We start from the raw sequence: 17394 nt of genomic DNA, 5'->3' as shown, positions 1-17394 counted from the left end.
CTGTTCTGGGGTGCGACTTATGGATGTGGACGACTTCATCAGGATTTGGACGAACGCATCGGCTTCAGAGCGGCAGACAGCACAGTCCTTCGTCATTCAACTCTGCAGGGTTCTCGGCGTCGCCGCTCCTAACGACGAAAAGGTCGGCGACCCCGATTACGGGTTCGAACGGATCGTAAGGTTCCGTCACGACGACCTCAGCTCCCATTGGGGCTACATCGACTGCTATCGTCGCGGATGTTTCGTGCTTGAAGCGAAACAGACAGCCAAGCAGTTGGCTAACAGCCCCGACAAGCAGCAGATGAAGCTGGTCGGGCCCGACGTTGTCGAACGTAAGATGGAGAAGGCTAGGGCCCAAGCGAAAGGCTACGCACGAGCGCTGGACGAGTGGCCGCCGTTTCTCATCATGGTCGACGTCGGGCGGACCATTGAACTCTGGTCCGACTTTAGCCGAATGGGAAAGACCTACCTCCAGTATCCCGATCGCGAAAACTACCGGATCGCGCTTTCGGATCTGCGCGATCCCAAGGTCAGGGAGCGCCTGCCGGCCGTGTGGAACGATCCCATGTCGCTGGACCCTGCAAGGCGTGTGGAGGAGGCAACGACAGAAATCGCTGCGCTTCTGGGACGCCTGGTTCAATCCTTCCGAAAACGCTTTTCGCGCGAGGCGGGGGCGGCGAACGATCCGGTTCATCGTGCAGCATGGGAACGGCGCGTGGCCGTCTTTGTCATGCAATGCGTTTTCGCCATGTTTGCCGATAGCGTTCAACTGATCCCTGACCGAGCCTTTGGCGAGTTTCTGAAAAGCTATCGGGGGGCTGCTAAGAATTTCAGCAATGCGGTCGGTCAGGTGTTTCGCACGATGGATACAGGGGGTTACTGCCCGGTCCTTCGATGCGACATGCTCTGGTACAACGGCGGCTTGTATGCCGAAGACGCGGCGATCGCGGTTTCGGAAAGCGAGCTGGATATTCTTTGTCAGGCTGCGGCCTGCGACTGGGCGAAGGTCGAGCCTGCGATCTTCGGCGCGCTCATGGAAAATGCCCTGTCCGCCGAGGAGAGGGGCGAACTTGGAGCGCATTACACCCCAAAAGCCATGGTCGAGACGTTGGTGCAGGCGACCATCATGGATGTACTGCAGAACGAGTGGGAAGCAACCAGCGTACAAATCGATAAGTTTGAGCGGGAGGGAGATCTCCGCAAGGCCTGCGAGCTGGCGAACTCTTTTCACAACGCCTTGTGCCACATCGCCGTGCTTGATCCTGCCTGTGGCACGGGCAATTTCCTCTACATCGCCATGGATAGGATGAAGGGCCTTGAGGGCGAGGTTATTGAGCGGCTGGCGTCGCTGGGTGTTTCGCAACGCGTGCTGGAGACCGATGGATTGTCGGTCGGCCCACGTCAGTTCATGGTTATCGAAAAAAATCCTCAGGCCGCCTGGATCGCCACCGTCGTCATGTGGATCGGCCATCTCCAGTGGCATTACCGGCTCTCGGGCCAAGTACTTACGTCTAATCCAGTTTTGAAGGATTACTGCGTCATCGAACAGGGTGATGCGATCTTGAAGACGACTGAAATCCCCTGTTCGTCATCAAAGGGGGGCATACGACATATTGAGCCCTTCGCGCCGACATGGCCAAAAGCCCATTTCATCATCGGAAATCCCCCCTTTATCGCGGGGAAGAATCTTCGCGACGAACTGGGCTCAGCCTACGCCGAGGCGCTCTGGGCGTCTCGAGGAAAGCGGTTTCGGTCTGCCGATATCGTCACAGTTTGGTGGGATCGAGCGGCGGAAATTCTAATCCAAGATGCCGCGCACCCGGGTCCGTTCGATGACCTCTCTGGTTCTCTTAAAACGCAGTCCAAGCCTGCGCCTGCATTGCAGCGTTTCGGTATTGTGACGACGAACTCAATCACTCAAACGTTCTCACGCCGCGTCATTGAGGAGAGGCTTCAGGGCGACGTGCCGATCCGATTGACGTTCGCCATTGCTGATCATCCCTGGACCAAGGGTAAGGGTGCTGCAGCGGTCAGGGTGGCGATGCTGGTCGCATAAACTGGGCCTCCCAATGGGCAGGGAAGGCTGTTGACGGTCGCGCGGGAGAGCGCAGAAGGCGTGACCTACTCAGAAGCCAGAGGCGATATCGGCAGTGATCTTACGCTAGGGCGCGGGGTCGAACGCACTGTGCGATTGAAGGCCAACGCCACTTTGGCTCACCGAGGCGTGCAGTTGATGGGAGACGGCTTTCTCGTTGCTTCGAAGAAAGCCGCTGCATTGGCGAACCAGTCGGTTGACCCACAGACGGCGCCCCTTAGGTCCTACCGCAACGGCAAGGATTTGACGGACCGCTCGCGTAATCTGCAGGCCATCGATCTGTACGGATGGTCACAAGACGAGGCCATCCGACAGCATCCCGGTTTCATGCAGCATTTGATGGAAACCGTAAAACCGGATCGGGACGGTAACAAGAGAGCGTCTTATCGTGAAAACTGGTGGATTTTCGGCGAGCCGAGAACAGAACTTCGTCGGGCCTTGAAAGGATTGCCGCGGTTTATTGTGACGGTAGAGACGTCCAAACACCGCTGGTTCCGGTTTCTGGACGCCCCAATATTGCCGGATAATCGACTGGTCTGCATCGCGTCTGACGATCCCTTCGTGCTGGGCGTGCTGTCGTCCAGCGTACATCGGGCGTGGGCGCTTGCCGTCGGTGGAAAACTTGAAGATCGACCTGTCTATGCCAAGGGGATGTGTTTCGATCGCTTTCCCTTCCCCGACCCAAGTCCATTGCTGCGTGAGGAAATCGCTACCTTTGCTGAGAGCTTGGACGATCTTAGATCGCGCGTGCTGGCCCAGAATCCGGACCTGTCAATGACAGGTCTGTATAACGTGATGGCGAAGGTCTTGGCCGGGGTCGCGCTCACCGAGCATGATCGAGTTATCCGGCAGGCAGGGTGCGTGGACCTGCTTTTGCACATGAGCCAGCGTTTGGATGCGCTGGTGCTGCAAGCTTATGGATGGCCCTCAGATATCGGTGACGAGGCCATCATTTCACATCTGGTGGCGCTCAACCAAAGCCGAGAAGCGGAGGAAGACGCGGGACAGATCCGTTATCTCCGAACTAGCTACCAGACAGTCGACCCTCCCAAATCCCGCAAATCACACCCATCGATGCAGAAGGAGGCGCCCACTTCTCGCCCGATCTTACCGTCTGACGAAATCGCGCGGATTATGACCGTGTTGGAGGTGATGCGCGGGGAGGGGCGACCGGTGGACGTCGAACATCTCGAATCCTGTCTCGAAATTCCCAAAGGCGCGAAAGCCGTCGCTGAAAGCCTACGACACACTCTGGATATTCTAACAGCCGCCGGCAGCATCTACCGAACGGACGCCGGGTGGTTCGCGCCGCGGCGGATGCCGGGTTAGGGCTCAGGCCTCGGCGACGCCTATGGCCTTCATCAGGGCGTCGCGGATGGCGGATTCGGTGAAGGGTTTCTGGATCGTGGGTTGGCCGCGCCATTCGTCGGGCAGACCGCCTTCACCATAGCCGGTTGAAAAGACGAACGGCACGCCGCGTTCCTTCAACGCCTCGGCGACGGGAAAGACCTGACGGCCGGCGACGTTCACGTCCAGCAAGGCGGCGTCCAGATTTTCCGTATCACGGGCCAGCCTCTGACCCTCGTCGACATTGGAGGCAGGACCGATCGGCACGCATTCCATGTCTTCCAGAATGGTTTCCAGAAGCATGGCGACGAGCGACTCGTCTTCGACCACGAGGACACGGCGACCGGTCAGAGGTTGAGTCATTGTGCGGCCGTCCTGTCCAGTGGAACCGTCAGTTCCGCGATCAATCCATCGGGGGCGTAGACCAGATCGATCTCGCCCGCCAGATCATGTCGAATGTTTCGTTCAATCAGACGGCTACCGAAGCCTCTTCTGTCCGGAACCGTAACTTTGGGACCGCCGATTTCGCGCCAGCTCAGCTTCAGTTTCCTGTCGCGCTGATCCGCCAGACCCCAGTCGATGAGGATGCGACCGTCCGGCGTATGCAGAGCGCCGTATTTGGCGGCATTTGTCGCAAGCTCATGGAAGATCATGCCCAGTGATAGGACGACGGCCGGCTCCAGCGACACCAGCGGTCCGTTCAGGCTGATGCGGGTCGGCCCGTAGGCTTCAGTCTCGTGCTCCAGAATGGCGCGCAGGTCGGCGCCCTCCCAATGGCTTTGAGTCAGCAGATTGTGTGTGTGCGACAGCGCCATGATCCGGGACTGGAAGGTCTCGGCAAAGCTGGCCGGGTCGGTGTTGGAGCGGGCCGTCTGAATGGCGATGGACTGCACCGTGGCCAATGTGTTCTTCACGCGGTGGTTCAGTTCGTCGATCATCAGCTTCTGGCGCTGGGCGGCCAGGACGTTTTCGGTGATGTCATGGCCCTGAACGAAGATGCCCACGACCGCGCCCGCGTCGTCGCGGATCGGTTGATAGATGAAGTTGAGATAGACGGTTTCAAGCAGCCCGTCGGGCTTGCGCTGCAGCTGGGCCGCGCTCTCGCGGCCTTCATAGGGTTCGCCCGTAGCGAAGACGCTGTCGAGAAACTCGTAGAAGCCTTGGCCTTCCAGCTCCGGCAGGGCCTGCCTGACGGGCTTGCCGGCGATATCCCTGCGACCGATGAGCTGGCTGTAGGCGTCGTTGTGCATCTGGAAACGATGATCCGGCCCGGACAGGATGGCGACGAAGCCGGGCGCCTGCATGAACATTTCAACGAGACGATTGCGCTCAGTCTCCAAGCGACGATTGTCTTCCTGCACGGATTGAGCCCGACGCAGAACAGAGCCGCCGACAATGGCGTCCAGCGCCGTTGTGGGTTCGTCCGAGCGGATGACGGGCGCCAGATCCGTCACATCCGTGGTGTGCTGAAGCAGCATGACCACTTCGCCGTCGGCGTGCAGGATGGGCGTATGGGTGGCGCTCCAGAGACGTTCCTCGAAGCCTTCGGTGCCGTCATCCAGCAGTCGAGGCATCGAAAAGCGCACGACTGCGAGATGATCGCGTTGTCGCGTGTCTCGCGCTTTTTCCAGCGAGGCGCGGACCTGTCGAACATTCTCAGGGGCTTCGGATCCGGGGCCGGAGTCAAAGGCGGCAAAGAGCGGCTGACCCAGCACATCGCTGCGCTTGGCGCCCGTGACATCCATATAGGCCTGATTGACCTCGGCGATCCGCAGGTCAGGCGTGAGCAGCACATAGGGATTGGGCGAGGCCTCGAAAGCCGCACCCAAGTTAATGGTCGGATCTCCGGATTCTGCCGCTTCGTTCAACGCTTACCCCGCACAGCTTGGGGATAACGCGCGACATCGAAATCGGTTCTCTGGCTTCGCTGTCGTGAACTGTGATCGCAAGATTATTGGCGCGCCGCCGTAATTTGCTAATCAGCGCGCATGACAATCGCCGGCGTTTTCGCCACCCTCTCGCTCATGATGGCGCCCGCAGCCGACCAGCCCACCGTCCGCATTCCGCAGGGCGTCCTGAACGGACGCGCCGATGCCGAAGTGGCTGCGTTCAAGAACATTCCCTATGCCGCCCCGCCGACGGCCGAGCGGCGTTGGCGACCGCCCGGCCCCGCGCCGACCTGGCAAGGCCAGCGCGACGCCTCGGCCTATGGTCCGCTGTGCATCCAGGCGCCGCCGAATGGCGACCCTGGCGTCGGTCCCTTGCCGATGAGCGAAGACTGTCTGAACCTGAACGTCTGGCGGCCGATCGGCGCGACGCAACCCGCGCCGGTCATGGTCTGGATTCACGGCGGCGGACTGGTGAACGGGTCGGGAACCGCGCCGCTCTATGATGGAACGAGCCTGGCCAAGCGCGGCATGGTCGTGGTGACGCTGAACTATCGACTGGGGCGGCTGGGCTTCTTCGATCATCCGGCGCTGGCGGCCGAGCGGCCGGCGGGCGAGGCGGCGGGCAACTACGGCCTGATGGACGTGACGGCGGCGCTGAAATGGGTGCGCGCCAATATCGCGGCCTTTGGCGGCGACCCCGAGAACGTCACCATCTTCGGCGAATCGGCGGGCGGGGCGATCGTCACGCGTCTGATGATCTCGCCGCCGGCGCGCGGTCTGTTCGACCGAGCGATCGTTCAGTCCGGCCTTGGCCGGGAGTTGCAGACGCCGCTGGACCGCAAGGGCGCCTATGGCGCGCCCTCAGCGCGGGAGCGCGGCGAGGTCTGGGCCTATGGCGCAGGATTGCGCACGGCGGCGGATTTGCGCGCGGCGCCGGCCGATCTGTTCCTGACGCCGCCGCCGGTCTTCGCCAACGGCGACCTGACGCTGATCGACGGGCGGATCGTACCGTCCACGGTGGAGGCGGCCTTCAAGGCGGGGCGGCAGGCCCCGGTGCCCTTCATCATCGGCAGCAACAGCGCCGAGTTCTGGTGGATGCGGCCGACGGATCGCAACGGCTATGGTCAGATCGACGACGACATGACCTGGCTCGAGCGCGCCGACGCCGTTCAGGCCTATGGCGGGCTGGAGGCGTTCGACAAGCTGGCGATCACGGATCTGGTGTTTTCGGAGCCGGCCCGCATGCTGGCGCGGCTGCATACCAGGGCGGGCCATCCGATCTGGCTCTATCGGTTCGATATCTCCTCGCCGCAGAATCCGGAGCCGCATGGCGGCGCGACCCATGCGATCGAGCGGCCCTATGTGTTCGGCACGTTGAACACCCTGCCGTATCCGGTCGAGGATCGGGACCGGAAGGCGTCGGAGGCCATGATGGGCTACTGGACAGCTTTCGCGCGCTCGGGTGATCCGAACGGCGTCGGACGGCCACGCTGGCCCACGGCGACATTGAGGGACACCCGGCTGATGAACTTCGTCAACCCGGGGCCGACCGTCACGCCCGTGCCGTTCAGCGCCCGGCTGGACCTGCTCGAACGGTTCCGCGAGCGGCCGCGGCCCTGAGCGCAAGCGTCAGCCGGCGGAGGTCGCGCCCGACTGCTTCTCCTTCAGCGTGACCAGCTCTTCGGCCATGGTGGGGTGGACGGCGCAGGTGGCGTCCCACTGCGCTTTGGTCAGGCCGGCCTTCACCGCGATGGCGGCCAGCTGGATCATCTCGGGGCTGTCGGGGCCGACGATATGGACGCCGACCACGCGCTGGCTGTCGGCGTCGACCACCAGCTTCATCAGCACCCGCTCATCAGACCCGGTGAAGGCGTATTTCATCGGCCGGAACCGAGTGACGTAGACATGGACGCCGTTCGAACAGGAGCGGCGGGCCTCCGCCTCGCTGAGGCCCACGACCCCGACCGGCGGCTGGCTGAAGACGGCGGTGGCCACGGCCTCGTAGTCGAAATGCTGGGGATTGTCGCGATAGACGGTCTGATGGAAGGCGACGGCCTCGCGGATAGCGACGGGCGTCAGGTTCATCCGGTCTGTGACGTCGCCAATGGCCCAGATGTTATCCGCCGTCGTCCTGGAATAGGGATCGACCTTGATGGCGCCCGCCTCATTCAGCTCGACCCCTGCGTTTTCCAGCCCCAGATCCTTGACGTAAGGGATGCGGCCGGTGGCGAACATGACCACGTCCGTCTCCAGCTTCATGCCGTTTTCGAGGTGGTTGACCAGGCCGGTGTCAGTTTTTTCGATCTTCTCGTGCTGGCAGCCCAGAATGACCTTTATGCCGCGCTTTTCGATCTCTCCGGCCAGGTGCGCACGCACGTCGTCGTCGAAGCCGCGCAGGATATTGGGGCCGCGGTAGATCAGCGTCGTCTCCACGCCCAGGCCCGCGAAGATGCCGGCGAACTCCACCGCGATATAGCCGCCGCCTGCGATCAGGATCCGCTTGGGCAATTCCGGAAGGTGGAAGGCTTCTTCGGACGTGATGGCGTGCTCGATCCCCGGTAGTTCGTCCGGCTTCCAGGGGCGGCCGCCCGTGGCGATCAGGATCTTCTCGGCGGTGATGGTGCGATCCTTGCCGACGATCTCGACCGTGTGGGCGTCTTTCAGAACCGCACGCCCGTGGACCAGTTCGACGCCCGCCTTGCCCAGATTGGCGGCGTAGATGCCAGACAGGCGCGCGATCTCGACGTCCTTGGCTTCAAGGAAGGTGGGCCAGTCGAACTTGGCGTTGTCGAACGACCAGCCGTAGCCCTCGGCGATCTCGAGCGCGTGGCTGACCTCGGAGGCCATGACCATGAACTTCTTGGGCACGCAGCCGCGGATGACGCAGGTGCCGCCGACCCGATATTCCTCGGCGACCGCGACCTTCTTGCCGTCCAGCGCAGTCAGCCGCGCCGCCCGCACCCCGCCCGAACCGGCGCCGATGACGAAGAGGTCGTAGTCGTAGTCGGCCATAGGTCGGATTCCGTTCAGCGGCAGGCATCGGCATTTAAGCCACGCCGCGCGAAATCCAAGAGCTCAACGACTTGCTCGGACCTAATCAGGTTGGTCGCGCTGTCAGCCTTGGCTGAGCGGCGGCGCCTTGCAGTTGGCGTTGATGAAGGCGTCGTGGGTCGGCATTCGCGCCACGCCCTGCTGGATCATCGCCTTCATCTTCTGCAACCATTGCTGGACCTGCTCCAGAGGGATGGTTTCCGTGATCGGATCGTGCCGCTCGGGGATGACGCCCTGGCCGAGCAGGACGGCGATCCAGCTCGTCTCCTGAAACAGTTCGTCCTCATAGCGGAAGATGCGGCCCCGGCTGCGGAACTGATCCATTTTCTGCTTGAGCGTCTCGGGAATCTGCATGGCCCGCACGTGGCGCCACAGAGCCGAGTCGTCGCGGGCCGTGGCATGATAGTGCAGGATGATAAAGTCGCGGATGCGCTCGGTCTCCAGCCGCATCATGCGGTTGTAGTTGTCGATATCGGCCTGGGCGAAGCCGGTGTCGGGGAAGTGCAGCAGTAGTTTGGATATGCCCGACTGCACCAGATGGATGGAGGTCGACTCCAGCGGTTCCAGGAAGCCCGACGCCAGGCCCAAAGCCAGACAGTTCTTGTTCCAAGTCTTCTTGCGGCGACCGGTGGTGAAGCGCAGGAAGTTGGGTTCCGCCATCGCCTCGCCGTCCAGGGAGGCGCCCAGCCTGGCCTGGGCCTCGTCGTCCGAGATAAAGGGGCTGCAATAGACATAGCCGTTGCCGGTGCGGTGCTGCAGTGGAATGCGCCAGCGCCACCCCGCCTCAAGGGCCGTCGATTGGGTGTAGGGCGTCGGATCGCCGACCCGGGTGCAGGGCATGGCCACAGCACGGTCGGCCGGCAGCCAGTGGGTCCAATCCTCGTAGCCCGTCTTGAGCGCGCCTTCGATCAGCAGGCCGCGGAAGCCCGAACAGTCGATGAAGAAGTCCGCCTCAAGTTCGCGTCCGTCATCCAGCCGCACCGACTGAATGAAGCCGTCGCCGTCGCGCAGGCGCACGTCGGCGATCTTGCCCTCATGCCGCACGACGCCGTTCGCTTCGGCGCGTTGACGAAGAAACCTGGCGTACAGGCCGGCGTCGAAATGGAAGGCGTAGGTCATCTGCGAGCCCGCGCCGCGCGGGTCGGTGTCGGGACTGGTGAACCGGCCCATGCGCGCCGCCATGGTCGTGACGGAATAGGCGTCCAGATCGTCGTCCAGCCCCGCCTTGTTCAGCCGCAGCCAATATTGGTGGAAAGCGGCGGCGTCGATGCGTGTGCCATAGGTTCCGAACGGGTGGAAATAGCTCCGGCCCTTCTGAAACCAGTCATGGAATTGGATGCCGAGCTTGTAGGTCGCCTGGGTGGCGCGAATGAATTCGTTCTCGTCGATGCCCAGCAGTTGGTTGAACAACAGGATCGGCGGAATGGTGGCCTCGCCGACGCCGACCGTGCCGATAACCTCGGACTCGACCAGTTCGATCTTGATCGTGCCGCGCGTGACGTGCGCCAGTGCGGCGGCCGCCATCCAGCCGGCCGTGCCGCCTCCGACAATCAGAATGCGTTTCAGCGGGGCAGGGATCATCGGGCGTAACTGGTGAAGATTCGGAGTGATCGGGCCAGGGCTGCGGCGTGTGCGATCAGTCGCGCGAACTGGCCGAGTTGTCGATCCGCGTTTTGTGAGGCTGCGAAACCAAGGGGGCGGAACTGCGGCCTAGCCCACCGCAATGCGTGACGGTTGAACGTCTGTTTTTTTGGGGAGGAGACGATGGTGGGTGATCACAGGTTCGAACTGTGGACCCGCTGATTAAGAGTCAGCTGCTCTACCGACTGAGCTAATCACCCACACCGATCGTCGTGTCTTCGGCGGGGCGAACGCCATCGCCGAAGGGCGCTCCTACTACCCAGAGGTTCGGGGGTTGGCAAGCGCTTTCGCAAACTTTCTGCGACGGAGTATGGTCCCGTGGAATCAGCCGCGGCAAGCGGCGGGGGAGCGAACATCATGGCCTTCTGGAACCGGCGTCGATCGATCGACGCGATGATGGCGCCGCACGACGGACCGCGGCTGAAGCCGACGTTGAGCTGGCCGCATCTGCTGGCCCTGGGCGTGGGGGCCATCGTCGGCACCGGCATCCTGACGCTGATCGGGGTTGGGGCGGGGTTGGCGGGCCCGGCGGTCTTGATCAGCTTTGGGCTAGCGGGCCTGGTCTGCGCCTGCGCGGCCCTGGCTTATGCCGAGCTTTCGACCATGATGCCGACGGCGGGCAGCGCCTATACCTATTCCTATGCCGTGCTGGGCGAGTTGATCGCGTGGGTCGTGGGGTGGAGCCTGATCCTGGAATATTCGCTGGTCGTCAGCGCCGTGGCGGTGGGCTGGTCCGGCTATGCCGTCGGTTTCCTGAGCGGGCTGGGGATCGACCTGCCGACGGCGCTGGTCGCGGGGCCGCATGCCGGGGGGATCATCAACCTGCCGGCCGTGGCCATCATCGGGGTGGTGACGGGCCTGCTTTTGCTGGGCACCAAGGAGAGCGCGACGCTGAACGCGGTGCTGGTTCTGATCAAGATCGCGGCCTTGGTGGTGTTCGTCGCCATCGCCCTGCCGGCGTTCAAGCCCGAGCATTTCACGCCCTTCATGCCCAACGGCTTCGGCGCGCCCTTCGTCCAGACCGGGGTGATGGCGGCGGCGGCGATCATCTTCTTCGCCTTCTATGGTTTCGACGCGATCTCGACGGCGGCGGAGGAAACCAAGAAGCCCGAGCGTGACCTGGCCATTGGCATCGTCGGCTCCATGCTGGTCTGCACGGCGCTGTATCTGGTGGTCGCGGCCGCAGCCATCGGCGCGCGGCCGGTCGCGACCTTCGCCAGCAGCCCCGAGCCGCTGGCCCTGATCCTGCGCCAGATGGGGCAGGGGACGGCGGCCCAGTGGATCGCGGCGGCGGCGGTGATCGCGCTTCCGACCGTGCTGCTGGCCTTCCTGTTCGGCCAGAGCCGCATCTTCCTGGGCATGGCGCGCGATGGCCTGTTGCCGCGCCGTCTGGCCAAGGTGTCGAGCCGGGGCGTGCCGGCGGTGGTGACGGTGTTCACCGCCATCGTGGTGGCGATCCTGGCGGGATTGCTGCCGCTGGATGAGTTGGCGTCGCTGGCCAATGCAGGGACGCTGGCGGCCTTCTGCTCGGTCGGCGTGTGCCTGATCGTGTTGCGCATCCGCGAGCCGGGTCGCAAGCGGGTGTTCAAGGCCCCGCTTTGGCCGGTGGTCGGAGCGGTCAGCGTGATCGGATGTATCGTCTTCTTCCTGAGCCTGAAGCCGGTGACGCAGATCGGCTTCGTCGTCTGGAATGTGATCGGTATTGCGATCTATCTGCTCTGGTCGTCGCGGAACTCGCGCCTCGCCAAGGGCGAAGAGACGGCGGCCTGATGGCTTTGCGCGATCTGACGGGCGCGGTCGATTTCGACGTGCTGAACGGCATGACGGGCGGGGACGACGCTATCAACGAGGAAGTGTTGGGCCTGTTCGTCAATCAGGCCGGCCTGTGGTCCGTCATGCTGGATCCCATGGTCGAGGGCTGGCGCGACGGGGTCCATACGATCCGGGGCGCCGCTGCCGGCATCGGCGCGCGCGACCTTGCGTCGATCTGCGCCGAGGCGGAAGCGGTGGATCAGAAGCTGGCCGCGCCGGCGGTGGAACGGGTCCGCGATGCGCTGGAGGCGGCGCTGGCCGATGTGGCGGCGTATCGGCACGAACTGATGCTGCGCGGTCTCAAGGGCTGAGGCGAAGCGGATGAAATTGCACTGCACTCCGAAAACGCGTGCAAAGTGCAAGAGAGTGCAATTTCAGCAGGCGAGGCGCGTCGCGATTTCAAAGACCGGACGCCCATTATACGGCGCCCTGAAAGAGCGGCAGGGTGATTGACGCTGCTGCGACCTAGTTGGTTGAAACTCGGTCGAACTTTTTGCGCGTTTAGGATGGCAGGCGTGCGCCGTGCTAGCTGCGAGTCCGGTCATATGTCGAGAACTCGTGGGCGATGCAGCGGTCGATGAGCAGACGCCAGACGGGTTCGGCGATGTCGGGCGACAGATCGTGGGCCTCGGCCGAGACCAGAACCTTGGCGACCACGTCGTCGATCCGGGCCTGGTCGAAGACGGCGTCGCGGTCGGGCTTGATGCGGGCGGCGGCCTCCATGTAGCGCTGGCGCTCGGCCAGCAGGGTGACCAGGGCGCGGTCCAGGGCGTCGACGCCCTGACGGACCTCGGCCATCGACTGGCATTCGGACGGATCGACGCGCGCATCGACGGCGACTTGTACAGCGACGGGGGCAGGCTTTGACATGGGCGTCGGGTTAGCGGGTCAGGCGGCCCAAGCCAAGGCCGTCAACCGACGAAGGCCCGCTCCAGCACATAGTCCGCCGGTTCGGCGTTGGAGCCTTCCTTCAGGCCATAGGTCTCCAGCAGTTCGCCGGCTTCCTTGATCATGGCCATGGAGCCGCACAGCATGGCGCGGTCGCGGGCGGGGTCGAACCCTTCGGGCAGGCCCAGGTCGCGGAAGAAGTCACCGGACTTGATGCGGTCGGTGATGCGGCCCTTCTTCAACAGGCTGGGCGTTTCGAAATCCTCGCGGGTCACGGTGGGATAGTAGGTCAGCTGGGCCTTGGCCTCGTCGCCGATCAGAGGATCGTCGTGGATCTCGCGGGTGAAGAAGTCGCGGTAGGCCAGGTCGGCGACGCTGCGAACCGTGTGGATCACATAGACATGGCCGAAGCGGGAATAGGTCTCGGGATCGCGTGCGACGCTGAGCCAGGGCGCCAGGCCCGTGCCGGTGCCGATCAGAAACAGGCGTTCGCCGCCAGTCAGGGCGTCCAAAACCAGGGTGCCGGTCGGCTTCTTGCCCATCAGGACCGTGTCGCCGGGCTGGATCTTCTGCAGGCGCGAGGTCAGGGGGCCGTCGGCGACCTTGATCGAGAAAAACTCCAGCTCTTCGGCCCAGCAAGGGCTGGCGATGGAATAGGCCCGCAGGACAGGCTTTCCGCCGTCTTCGCCCGGCAGGCCGATCATCACAAACTCGCCCGAGCGGAAGCGGAAATCCTCGGGCCGTTTGACGCCGAAGCTGAACAGGCTGTCGGTCCAGTGGCGCACCCACATAACCTCCAGCTCGTTAAACGGACTGGCTTTCACGGGGGCGGGGGAGAGGGCGGCGTCTGTCATCGAGCGTCTCTCTAATCTGAGAACCCCTCGCAGGGAAGGACAAGCCTTTCACCCGGCGACGACATTTCCTCGTGACGGCTTGCAGAAGCGCCGCTAGCGTCACCGACCATGCGCACCGTCCTTCTCGCCTCGACCATCCTCCTGTCCGCCAGTTCGGCGCTCGCTCAGGAGACGCCCTCCAACATCCTGACGCCCGAGCGGGTGTTTTCCAGCCCCAGCCTGAACGGACCGGTGGCCAAGGGGGTCAGCCTGTCGCCGGACGGGCAGTTGGTCGCCTTCCTGCGCTCGCGAGAGGACAATGTGGATGTGCAGGACCTGTGGGCCGCGCCGACGGGTGAGGGCGAACCCTATAAGCTGATCGACGCACGGGCGCTGGTTCCCGACGCGGGCGAACTGTCGGAGGCCGAAAAGGCCCGGCGCGAGCGGATGCGGATCAGCGCGCGGGGCGTGGTCGAATATTCGTGGGACCAGCAGGGCCGCTACATCCTGGCGCCGCTGGAAGGCGACGTCTTCCTGGCGAACCGGGCGGACGGCAAGGTGCGCCGTCTGACCGAGACGCCCGCCGACGAGATCGACGCCAAGGTGTCGCCGAAGGGCAGCTACGTCTCCTATGTCCGCGATCAGAATCTGGTCGTCTATGATTTGGCGAGCGGCAAGGAGACCCCGATCACCGACGACGGCGCGGGTCTGATCACCTGGGCCACGGCCGAGTTCATCGCCCAGGAGGAGATGGATCGCGACACCGGATACTGGTGGAGCCCGGACGAGCGCTACATCGCCATGACGCGGGTGGACGAGAGCCCTGTCGATATCGTGCCACGCTTCGAGATCACCGGCGGCGGCGCGACGATGGTCGAGCAACGCTATCCTCGCGCGGGCCGACCCAATGCGGTGGTCGAACTGTATGTGCGCGACCTGCAAGGCGGGGGACGGGTCAAGGTCGACCTGGGCTCGAACACAGACATCTATCTGGCGCGGGTGAACTGGTCCGGCGACGGTAAGACCTTGTATGTCCAGCGCCAGTCGCGCGACCAGAAGACGCTGGACCTGCTGAGCGTCGATCCGACGACCGGCGCGTCACGCGTGATCCTGAGCCAGAAGGCGCAAGCCTGGGTCGATCTGAACGACGACTTCCGCGTCCTGTCGGATGGCCGGTTCATCTGGTCCAATGAGGACTCGGGTTGGCGGCACCTGTATCTGTACGACCGCAACGGGCGACGCCTGCGGGCCATCACGCGCGGCGACTATCCTGTCAAACATCTGGACGGCGTCAACGAACAGACCGGCGAGGTCTATTTCACCGCCTCGATGCGCGACGGCAAGGAACTGCCGATCGAGCAGCAGATGTTCCGCGCCAACCTGAACCGCACGGTCGATCCGGTGGCGGTGACGCCGGGCGGCGGCTGGTGGACGGTGTCGGTGAACGGGCCGGCGACGGCCTATGTCGGCAACTATTCGGACCCGGCGACCCCGGCGCAGTCGGCGCTGTACCGCATCGACGGCACGCGCGTGCGCTGGATCGAAGAGAACAAGCTCGACGCCAGCCATCCGTTCGCACCTTACGTCTCGCGCCTGCGCACGCCCGAGTTCGGCACGATGCAGAGCCACGGCCAGACCCTGGTGTGGCGCATGACCACGCCGCCCGACTTCGATCCGTCGAAGAAATATCCGGTGGTGATGCAGGTCTATGGCGGCCCCGGCACTGGGGCGGGCGTGCAGAAGAGCTGGCAGCCCCTGACCAACCAACTGCTGACCGAGGCAGGCTACATCGTCTTCCGCGTCGACAATCGCGGCGAAGGCGACCGGTCGCAGGCGTTCGAGACCAGCATCTATCGCCGTCTGGGCATTCCGGCGGTCGAGGATCAGGCCCAGGCCGCGCAATGGCTGAAGACCCTGCCTTACGTCGATGGCGACCATATTGCGGTGATGGGCTGGAGCTTCGGCGGCTTCCTCAGCCTGCTGACCCTGACGGACAAGGACGCCGGCCTGGCCTCGGCCCTGGCGGGCGCGGCGCCGACGGAATGGAGCCTGTACGACACCCACTACACTGAACGGTATATGTCCACGCCCCAGGCCAATCCGGAGGGCTATGCCGCCACCGACGTGCTGCCGCGGCTGGATGACATGACGGGGCGGCTGCTGCTGCTGCACGGCATGGCCGACGACAACGTCATCTTCGGCAATGCGACGCGCGTCATCGACGCCTTGCAGGCCAAGAGCGTACCGTTCGAGATGATGCTCTATCCCGGCCAGCGGCACGGCGTCCGCGGCGATCCGAGGCAACTGCAACAATGGCGCACCTATCTCGACTTCCTGGACAGCACGATCGGCAAGCGGGCCGAACCCAAGGCCGACTGATTCTGGCGGCTGCGGTCGCGCTGGCCCTTGCGGGCTGCGCGACCGGGCAGGGCGCCTATCCAACTGCATCCGCCGTGGTCGCGGCGGGGCGGGCGAATGACAGCGCCCATTCGGTGCTAGTCTGGACCGCGACACCGCCATCTCGGGGCGTGTCGGCGATTTCCGGCATGCCGATCCTGCTGAAGGACAATATCGAGACGGCGGACATGCCGACGACGGCCGGATCGCTGGCGCTGGCCGCCAATGCGCCGGGACGGGACGCGCCGCTGGTCGGGCGACTGCGCGCCGCCGGGGCCGTGATCGTCGGCAAGACCAACCTGTCGGAGTGGGCCAATATCCGGTCGTCGGATTCGATCAGCGGCTGGAGCGCCGTCGGCGGCCAGACCCTCAACCCCTATGATCCCGCGCGCACGCCTTGTGGATCATCGTCCGGCAGCGGGGCGGCGGTGGCGCTGGGGCTGACGCCGGTCGCCATCGGAACGGAGACGGACGGGTCGATCACCTGCCCGGCGTCGGTCAACGGCGTGGTTGGGTTCAAACCGACCGTGGGCCTGGTCTCGCGCACCCACATCGTGCCGATCAGCCATTCGCAGGACACGGCCGGGCCGATGGCGACCACCGTCAGGGATGCGGCCAAGGTGCTGACCGTCATCGCCGGGTCCGATCCGGCCGATCCGGCGACGGTCGAGGCCGATGCGCGCAAGGTCGACTATGCCGCTGGGCTTGACGCCAATGCGCTGCGCGGCGCGCGAATCGGGGTGATGCGGTTCCTGAAAGGCTATTCGCCCGAAACGCAGGCGGTGTTCGAGCAGAACCTGAAGGCCTTGCGCGATGCCGGCGCCGTTCTGGTCGACCTGTCAGAGGGACCGGACGGCCGGGTCATAGGCGGGGCCGAGTTCAAGGTGCTGCTCTATGAGCTGAAGCACGATCTGAACGCCTATCTGGCCTCGACCGACCCGCAGCAGGTCCGCACCCGCACCCTGGCCGAGGTCATCGCCTTCAACGCCGCCGAACCACGCGAGACGGTGCTGTTCGGTCAGGACATCTTCGAGCGCGCCCAGGCGATGGGGGATTTGACGGACGCAGACTATCTGGAGGCGCGTGCGAACTCGCTTAGGCTGGCGGGGCCGGAGGGCATAGATCGGCTGATGCGCGAGAATGGCGTGGTCGCCCTGATCGCGCCCACCACATCGCGGGCCTGGACCAACGATCCCAAGGACGACGACGACATGCAGGGATCGGCCAGCCAGTTGGCCGCCGTCGCCGGCTATCCACACCTGACTGTGCCGATGGGCTTTGATCGGGGAATGCCTGTGGGAATCAGCTTCCTTGGCGGGAAGTGGGACGATGCGCGCATCCTTTCGCTGGGTTACGCCTTCGAACAGGTGACCCAGGCCAGACGGCCGCCGCCTGGCGTTCGACGCTGACATCCCTTGGGCGGCCGCCGAGACTGCGGCAT

At 64.1% G+C, this 17394-nt stretch carries 13 protein-coding genes and 1 tRNA gene; 7 read left to right on the top strand and 7 right to left on the bottom strand.

Annotation, left to right across the window (positions count from 1 at the left end):
- Nucleotides 1-25: 25 nt before the first annotated feature.
- On the top strand, nucleotides 26-2056 hold the full coding sequence (locus tag HNP47_RS16165) for a DNA methyltransferase (protein WP_221414906.1): 2031 nt from the start codon (nucleotides 26-28) through the stop codon (nucleotides 2054-2056).
- 30 nt (nucleotides 2057-2086) lie between these two features.
- Nucleotides 2087-3424, top strand: a complete 1338-nt coding sequence (locus tag HNP47_RS16160; RefSeq protein ID WP_221414905.1) for a type IIL restriction-modification enzyme MmeI — start codon at nucleotides 2087-2089, stop codon at nucleotides 3422-3424.
- A 3-nt stretch (nucleotides 3425-3427) separates the two neighbouring features.
- Here the strand turns inward: HNP47_RS16160 and HNP47_RS03800 are convergent, their stop codons facing one another.
- Complete coding sequence (locus HNP47_RS03800) at nucleotides 3428-3805, bottom strand: response regulator (protein WP_184278392.1); 378 nt, start codon at nucleotides 3803-3805, stop codon at nucleotides 3428-3430.
- Complete coding sequence (locus tag HNP47_RS03795) at nucleotides 3802-5271, bottom strand: sensor histidine kinase (protein WP_221414904.1); 1470 nt, start codon at nucleotides 5269-5271, stop codon at nucleotides 3802-3804. The genes HNP47_RS03800 and HNP47_RS03795 overlap by 4 nt, the downstream gene beginning before the upstream one ends.
- 159 nt (nucleotides 5272-5430) lie before the next feature.
- On the opposite strand from HNP47_RS03795, the gene HNP47_RS03790 reads away from it, so the two are divergent.
- Nucleotides 5431-6951 carry a carboxylesterase/lipase family protein gene (locus tag HNP47_RS03790; RefSeq protein ID WP_184278390.1) on the top strand — a complete coding sequence of 507 codons (1521 nt, stop codon included), beginning with the start codon at nucleotides 5431-5433 and terminating at the stop codon, nucleotides 6949-6951.
- Between the two features lie 9 nt (nucleotides 6952-6960).
- Here HNP47_RS03790 and gor read toward each other — a convergent pair whose 3' ends face one another.
- From gor to HNP47_RS03775, 3 genes are all read right to left on the bottom strand, one after another.
- The gene (gor, locus tag HNP47_RS03785) at nucleotides 6961-8343 is read right to left on the bottom strand and encodes a glutathione-disulfide reductase (RefSeq protein WP_184278389.1); all 1383 of its coding nucleotides are present in this window, start codon (nucleotides 8341-8343) and stop codon (nucleotides 6961-6963) included.
- Between the two features lie 102 nt (nucleotides 8344-8445).
- Entirely contained in the window at nucleotides 8446-9963 is a 1518-nt protein-coding gene (locus tag HNP47_RS03780; RefSeq protein ID WP_184278388.1) for a tryptophan halogenase family protein, read from the bottom strand.
- Between the two features lie 184 nt (nucleotides 9964-10147).
- Nucleotides 10148-10223: transfer RNA gene (locus HNP47_RS03775), tRNA-Lys, on the bottom strand.
- A gap of 157 nt (nucleotides 10224-10380) precedes the next feature.
- Here HNP47_RS03775 and HNP47_RS03770 point away from each other — a divergent pair.
- Nucleotides 10381-11793 carry an amino acid permease gene (locus HNP47_RS03770; RefSeq protein WP_184278387.1) on the top strand — a complete coding sequence of 471 codons (1413 nt, stop codon included), beginning with the start codon at nucleotides 10381-10383 and terminating at the stop codon, nucleotides 11791-11793.
- Nucleotides 11793-12146, top strand: coding sequence for an Hpt domain-containing protein (locus HNP47_RS03765; protein WP_184278386.1), 354 nt, complete (start codon nucleotides 11793-11795; stop codon nucleotides 12144-12146). Before HNP47_RS03770 ends, HNP47_RS03765 begins: the two co-directional genes overlap by 1 nt.
- Nucleotides 12147-12360: 214 nt before the next feature.
- Here the strand turns inward: HNP47_RS03765 and HNP47_RS03760 are convergent, their stop codons facing one another.
- Both HNP47_RS03760 and HNP47_RS03755 read right to left on the bottom strand, forming a co-directional pair.
- The gene (locus HNP47_RS03760; RefSeq protein ID WP_184278385.1) at nucleotides 12361-12705 is read right to left on the bottom strand and encodes a chorismate mutase; all 345 of its coding nucleotides are present in this window, start codon (nucleotides 12703-12705) and stop codon (nucleotides 12361-12363) included.
- A 41-nt stretch (nucleotides 12706-12746) separates the two neighbouring features.
- Nucleotides 12747-13577: a ferredoxin--NADP reductase gene (locus HNP47_RS03755; RefSeq protein WP_184278384.1), complete on the bottom strand. Its 831-nt coding sequence runs from the start codon at nucleotides 13575-13577 to the stop codon at nucleotides 12747-12749.
- Nucleotides 13578-13685: 108 nt separating this feature from the next.
- On the opposite strand from HNP47_RS03755, the gene HNP47_RS03750 reads away from it, so the two are divergent.
- Nucleotides 13686-15935, top strand: coding sequence for a DPP IV N-terminal domain-containing protein (locus HNP47_RS03750; RefSeq protein ID WP_184278383.1), 2250 nt, complete (start codon nucleotides 13686-13688; stop codon nucleotides 15933-15935).
- Nucleotides 15869-17362 (top strand): amidase, encoded by a 1494-nt coding sequence (locus HNP47_RS03745; protein ID WP_184278382.1) that lies wholly within the window; start codon nucleotides 15869-15871, stop codon nucleotides 17360-17362. Before HNP47_RS03750 ends, HNP47_RS03745 begins: the two co-directional genes overlap by 67 nt.
- Nucleotides 17363-17394: the final 32 nt, after the last annotated feature.

Origin of the sequence: Brevundimonas vesicularis (genome assembly GCF_014204545.1) — a bacterium.
GTDB classification, from domain to species: domain Bacteria; phylum Pseudomonadota; class Alphaproteobacteria; order Caulobacterales; family Caulobacteraceae; genus Brevundimonas; species Brevundimonas vesicularis_B.
The sequence above is the reverse complement of the archived record's forward strand: the minus strand, read 5'-3'. Positions and strand labels throughout refer to the sequence as shown.

Bases quoted from the DNA above. Each gene is read 5' to 3' on its own strand.
- HNP47_RS03800 (WP_184278392.1), bottom strand. From the start codon at position 3,805: ATGACTCAACCTCTGACCGGTCGCCGTGTCCTCGTGGTCGAAGACGAG.
- HNP47_RS03790 (WP_184278390.1), top strand. From the start codon at position 5,431: ATGACAATCGCCGGCGTTTTCGCCACCCTCTCGCTCATGATGGCGCCC.
- gor (WP_184278389.1), bottom strand. From the start codon at position 8,343: ATGGCCGACTACGACTACGACCTCTTCGTCATCGGCGCCGGTTCGGGC.
- HNP47_RS03780 (WP_184278388.1), bottom strand. From the start codon at position 9,963: ATGATCCCTGCCCCGCTGAAACGCATTCTGATTGTCGGAGGCGGCACG.
- HNP47_RS03770 (WP_184278387.1), top strand. From the start codon at position 10,381: ATGGCCTTCTGGAACCGGCGTCGATCGATCGACGCGATGATGGCGCCG.
- HNP47_RS03765 (WP_184278386.1), top strand. From the start codon at position 11,793: ATGGCTTTGCGCGATCTGACGGGCGCGGTCGATTTCGACGTGCTGAAC.
- HNP47_RS03760 (WP_184278385.1), bottom strand. From the start codon at position 12,705: ATGTCAAAGCCTGCCCCCGTCGCTGTACAAGTCGCCGTCGATGCGCGC.
- HNP47_RS03755 (WP_184278384.1), bottom strand. From the start codon at position 13,577: ATGACAGACGCCGCCCTCTCCCCCGCCCCCGTGAAAGCCAGTCCGTTT.
- HNP47_RS03750 (WP_184278383.1), top strand. From the start codon at position 13,686: ATGCGCACCGTCCTTCTCGCCTCGACCATCCTCCTGTCCGCCAGTTCG.
- HNP47_RS03745 (WP_184278382.1), top strand. From the start codon at position 15,869: ATGGCGCACCTATCTCGACTTCCTGGACAGCACGATCGGCAAGCGGGC.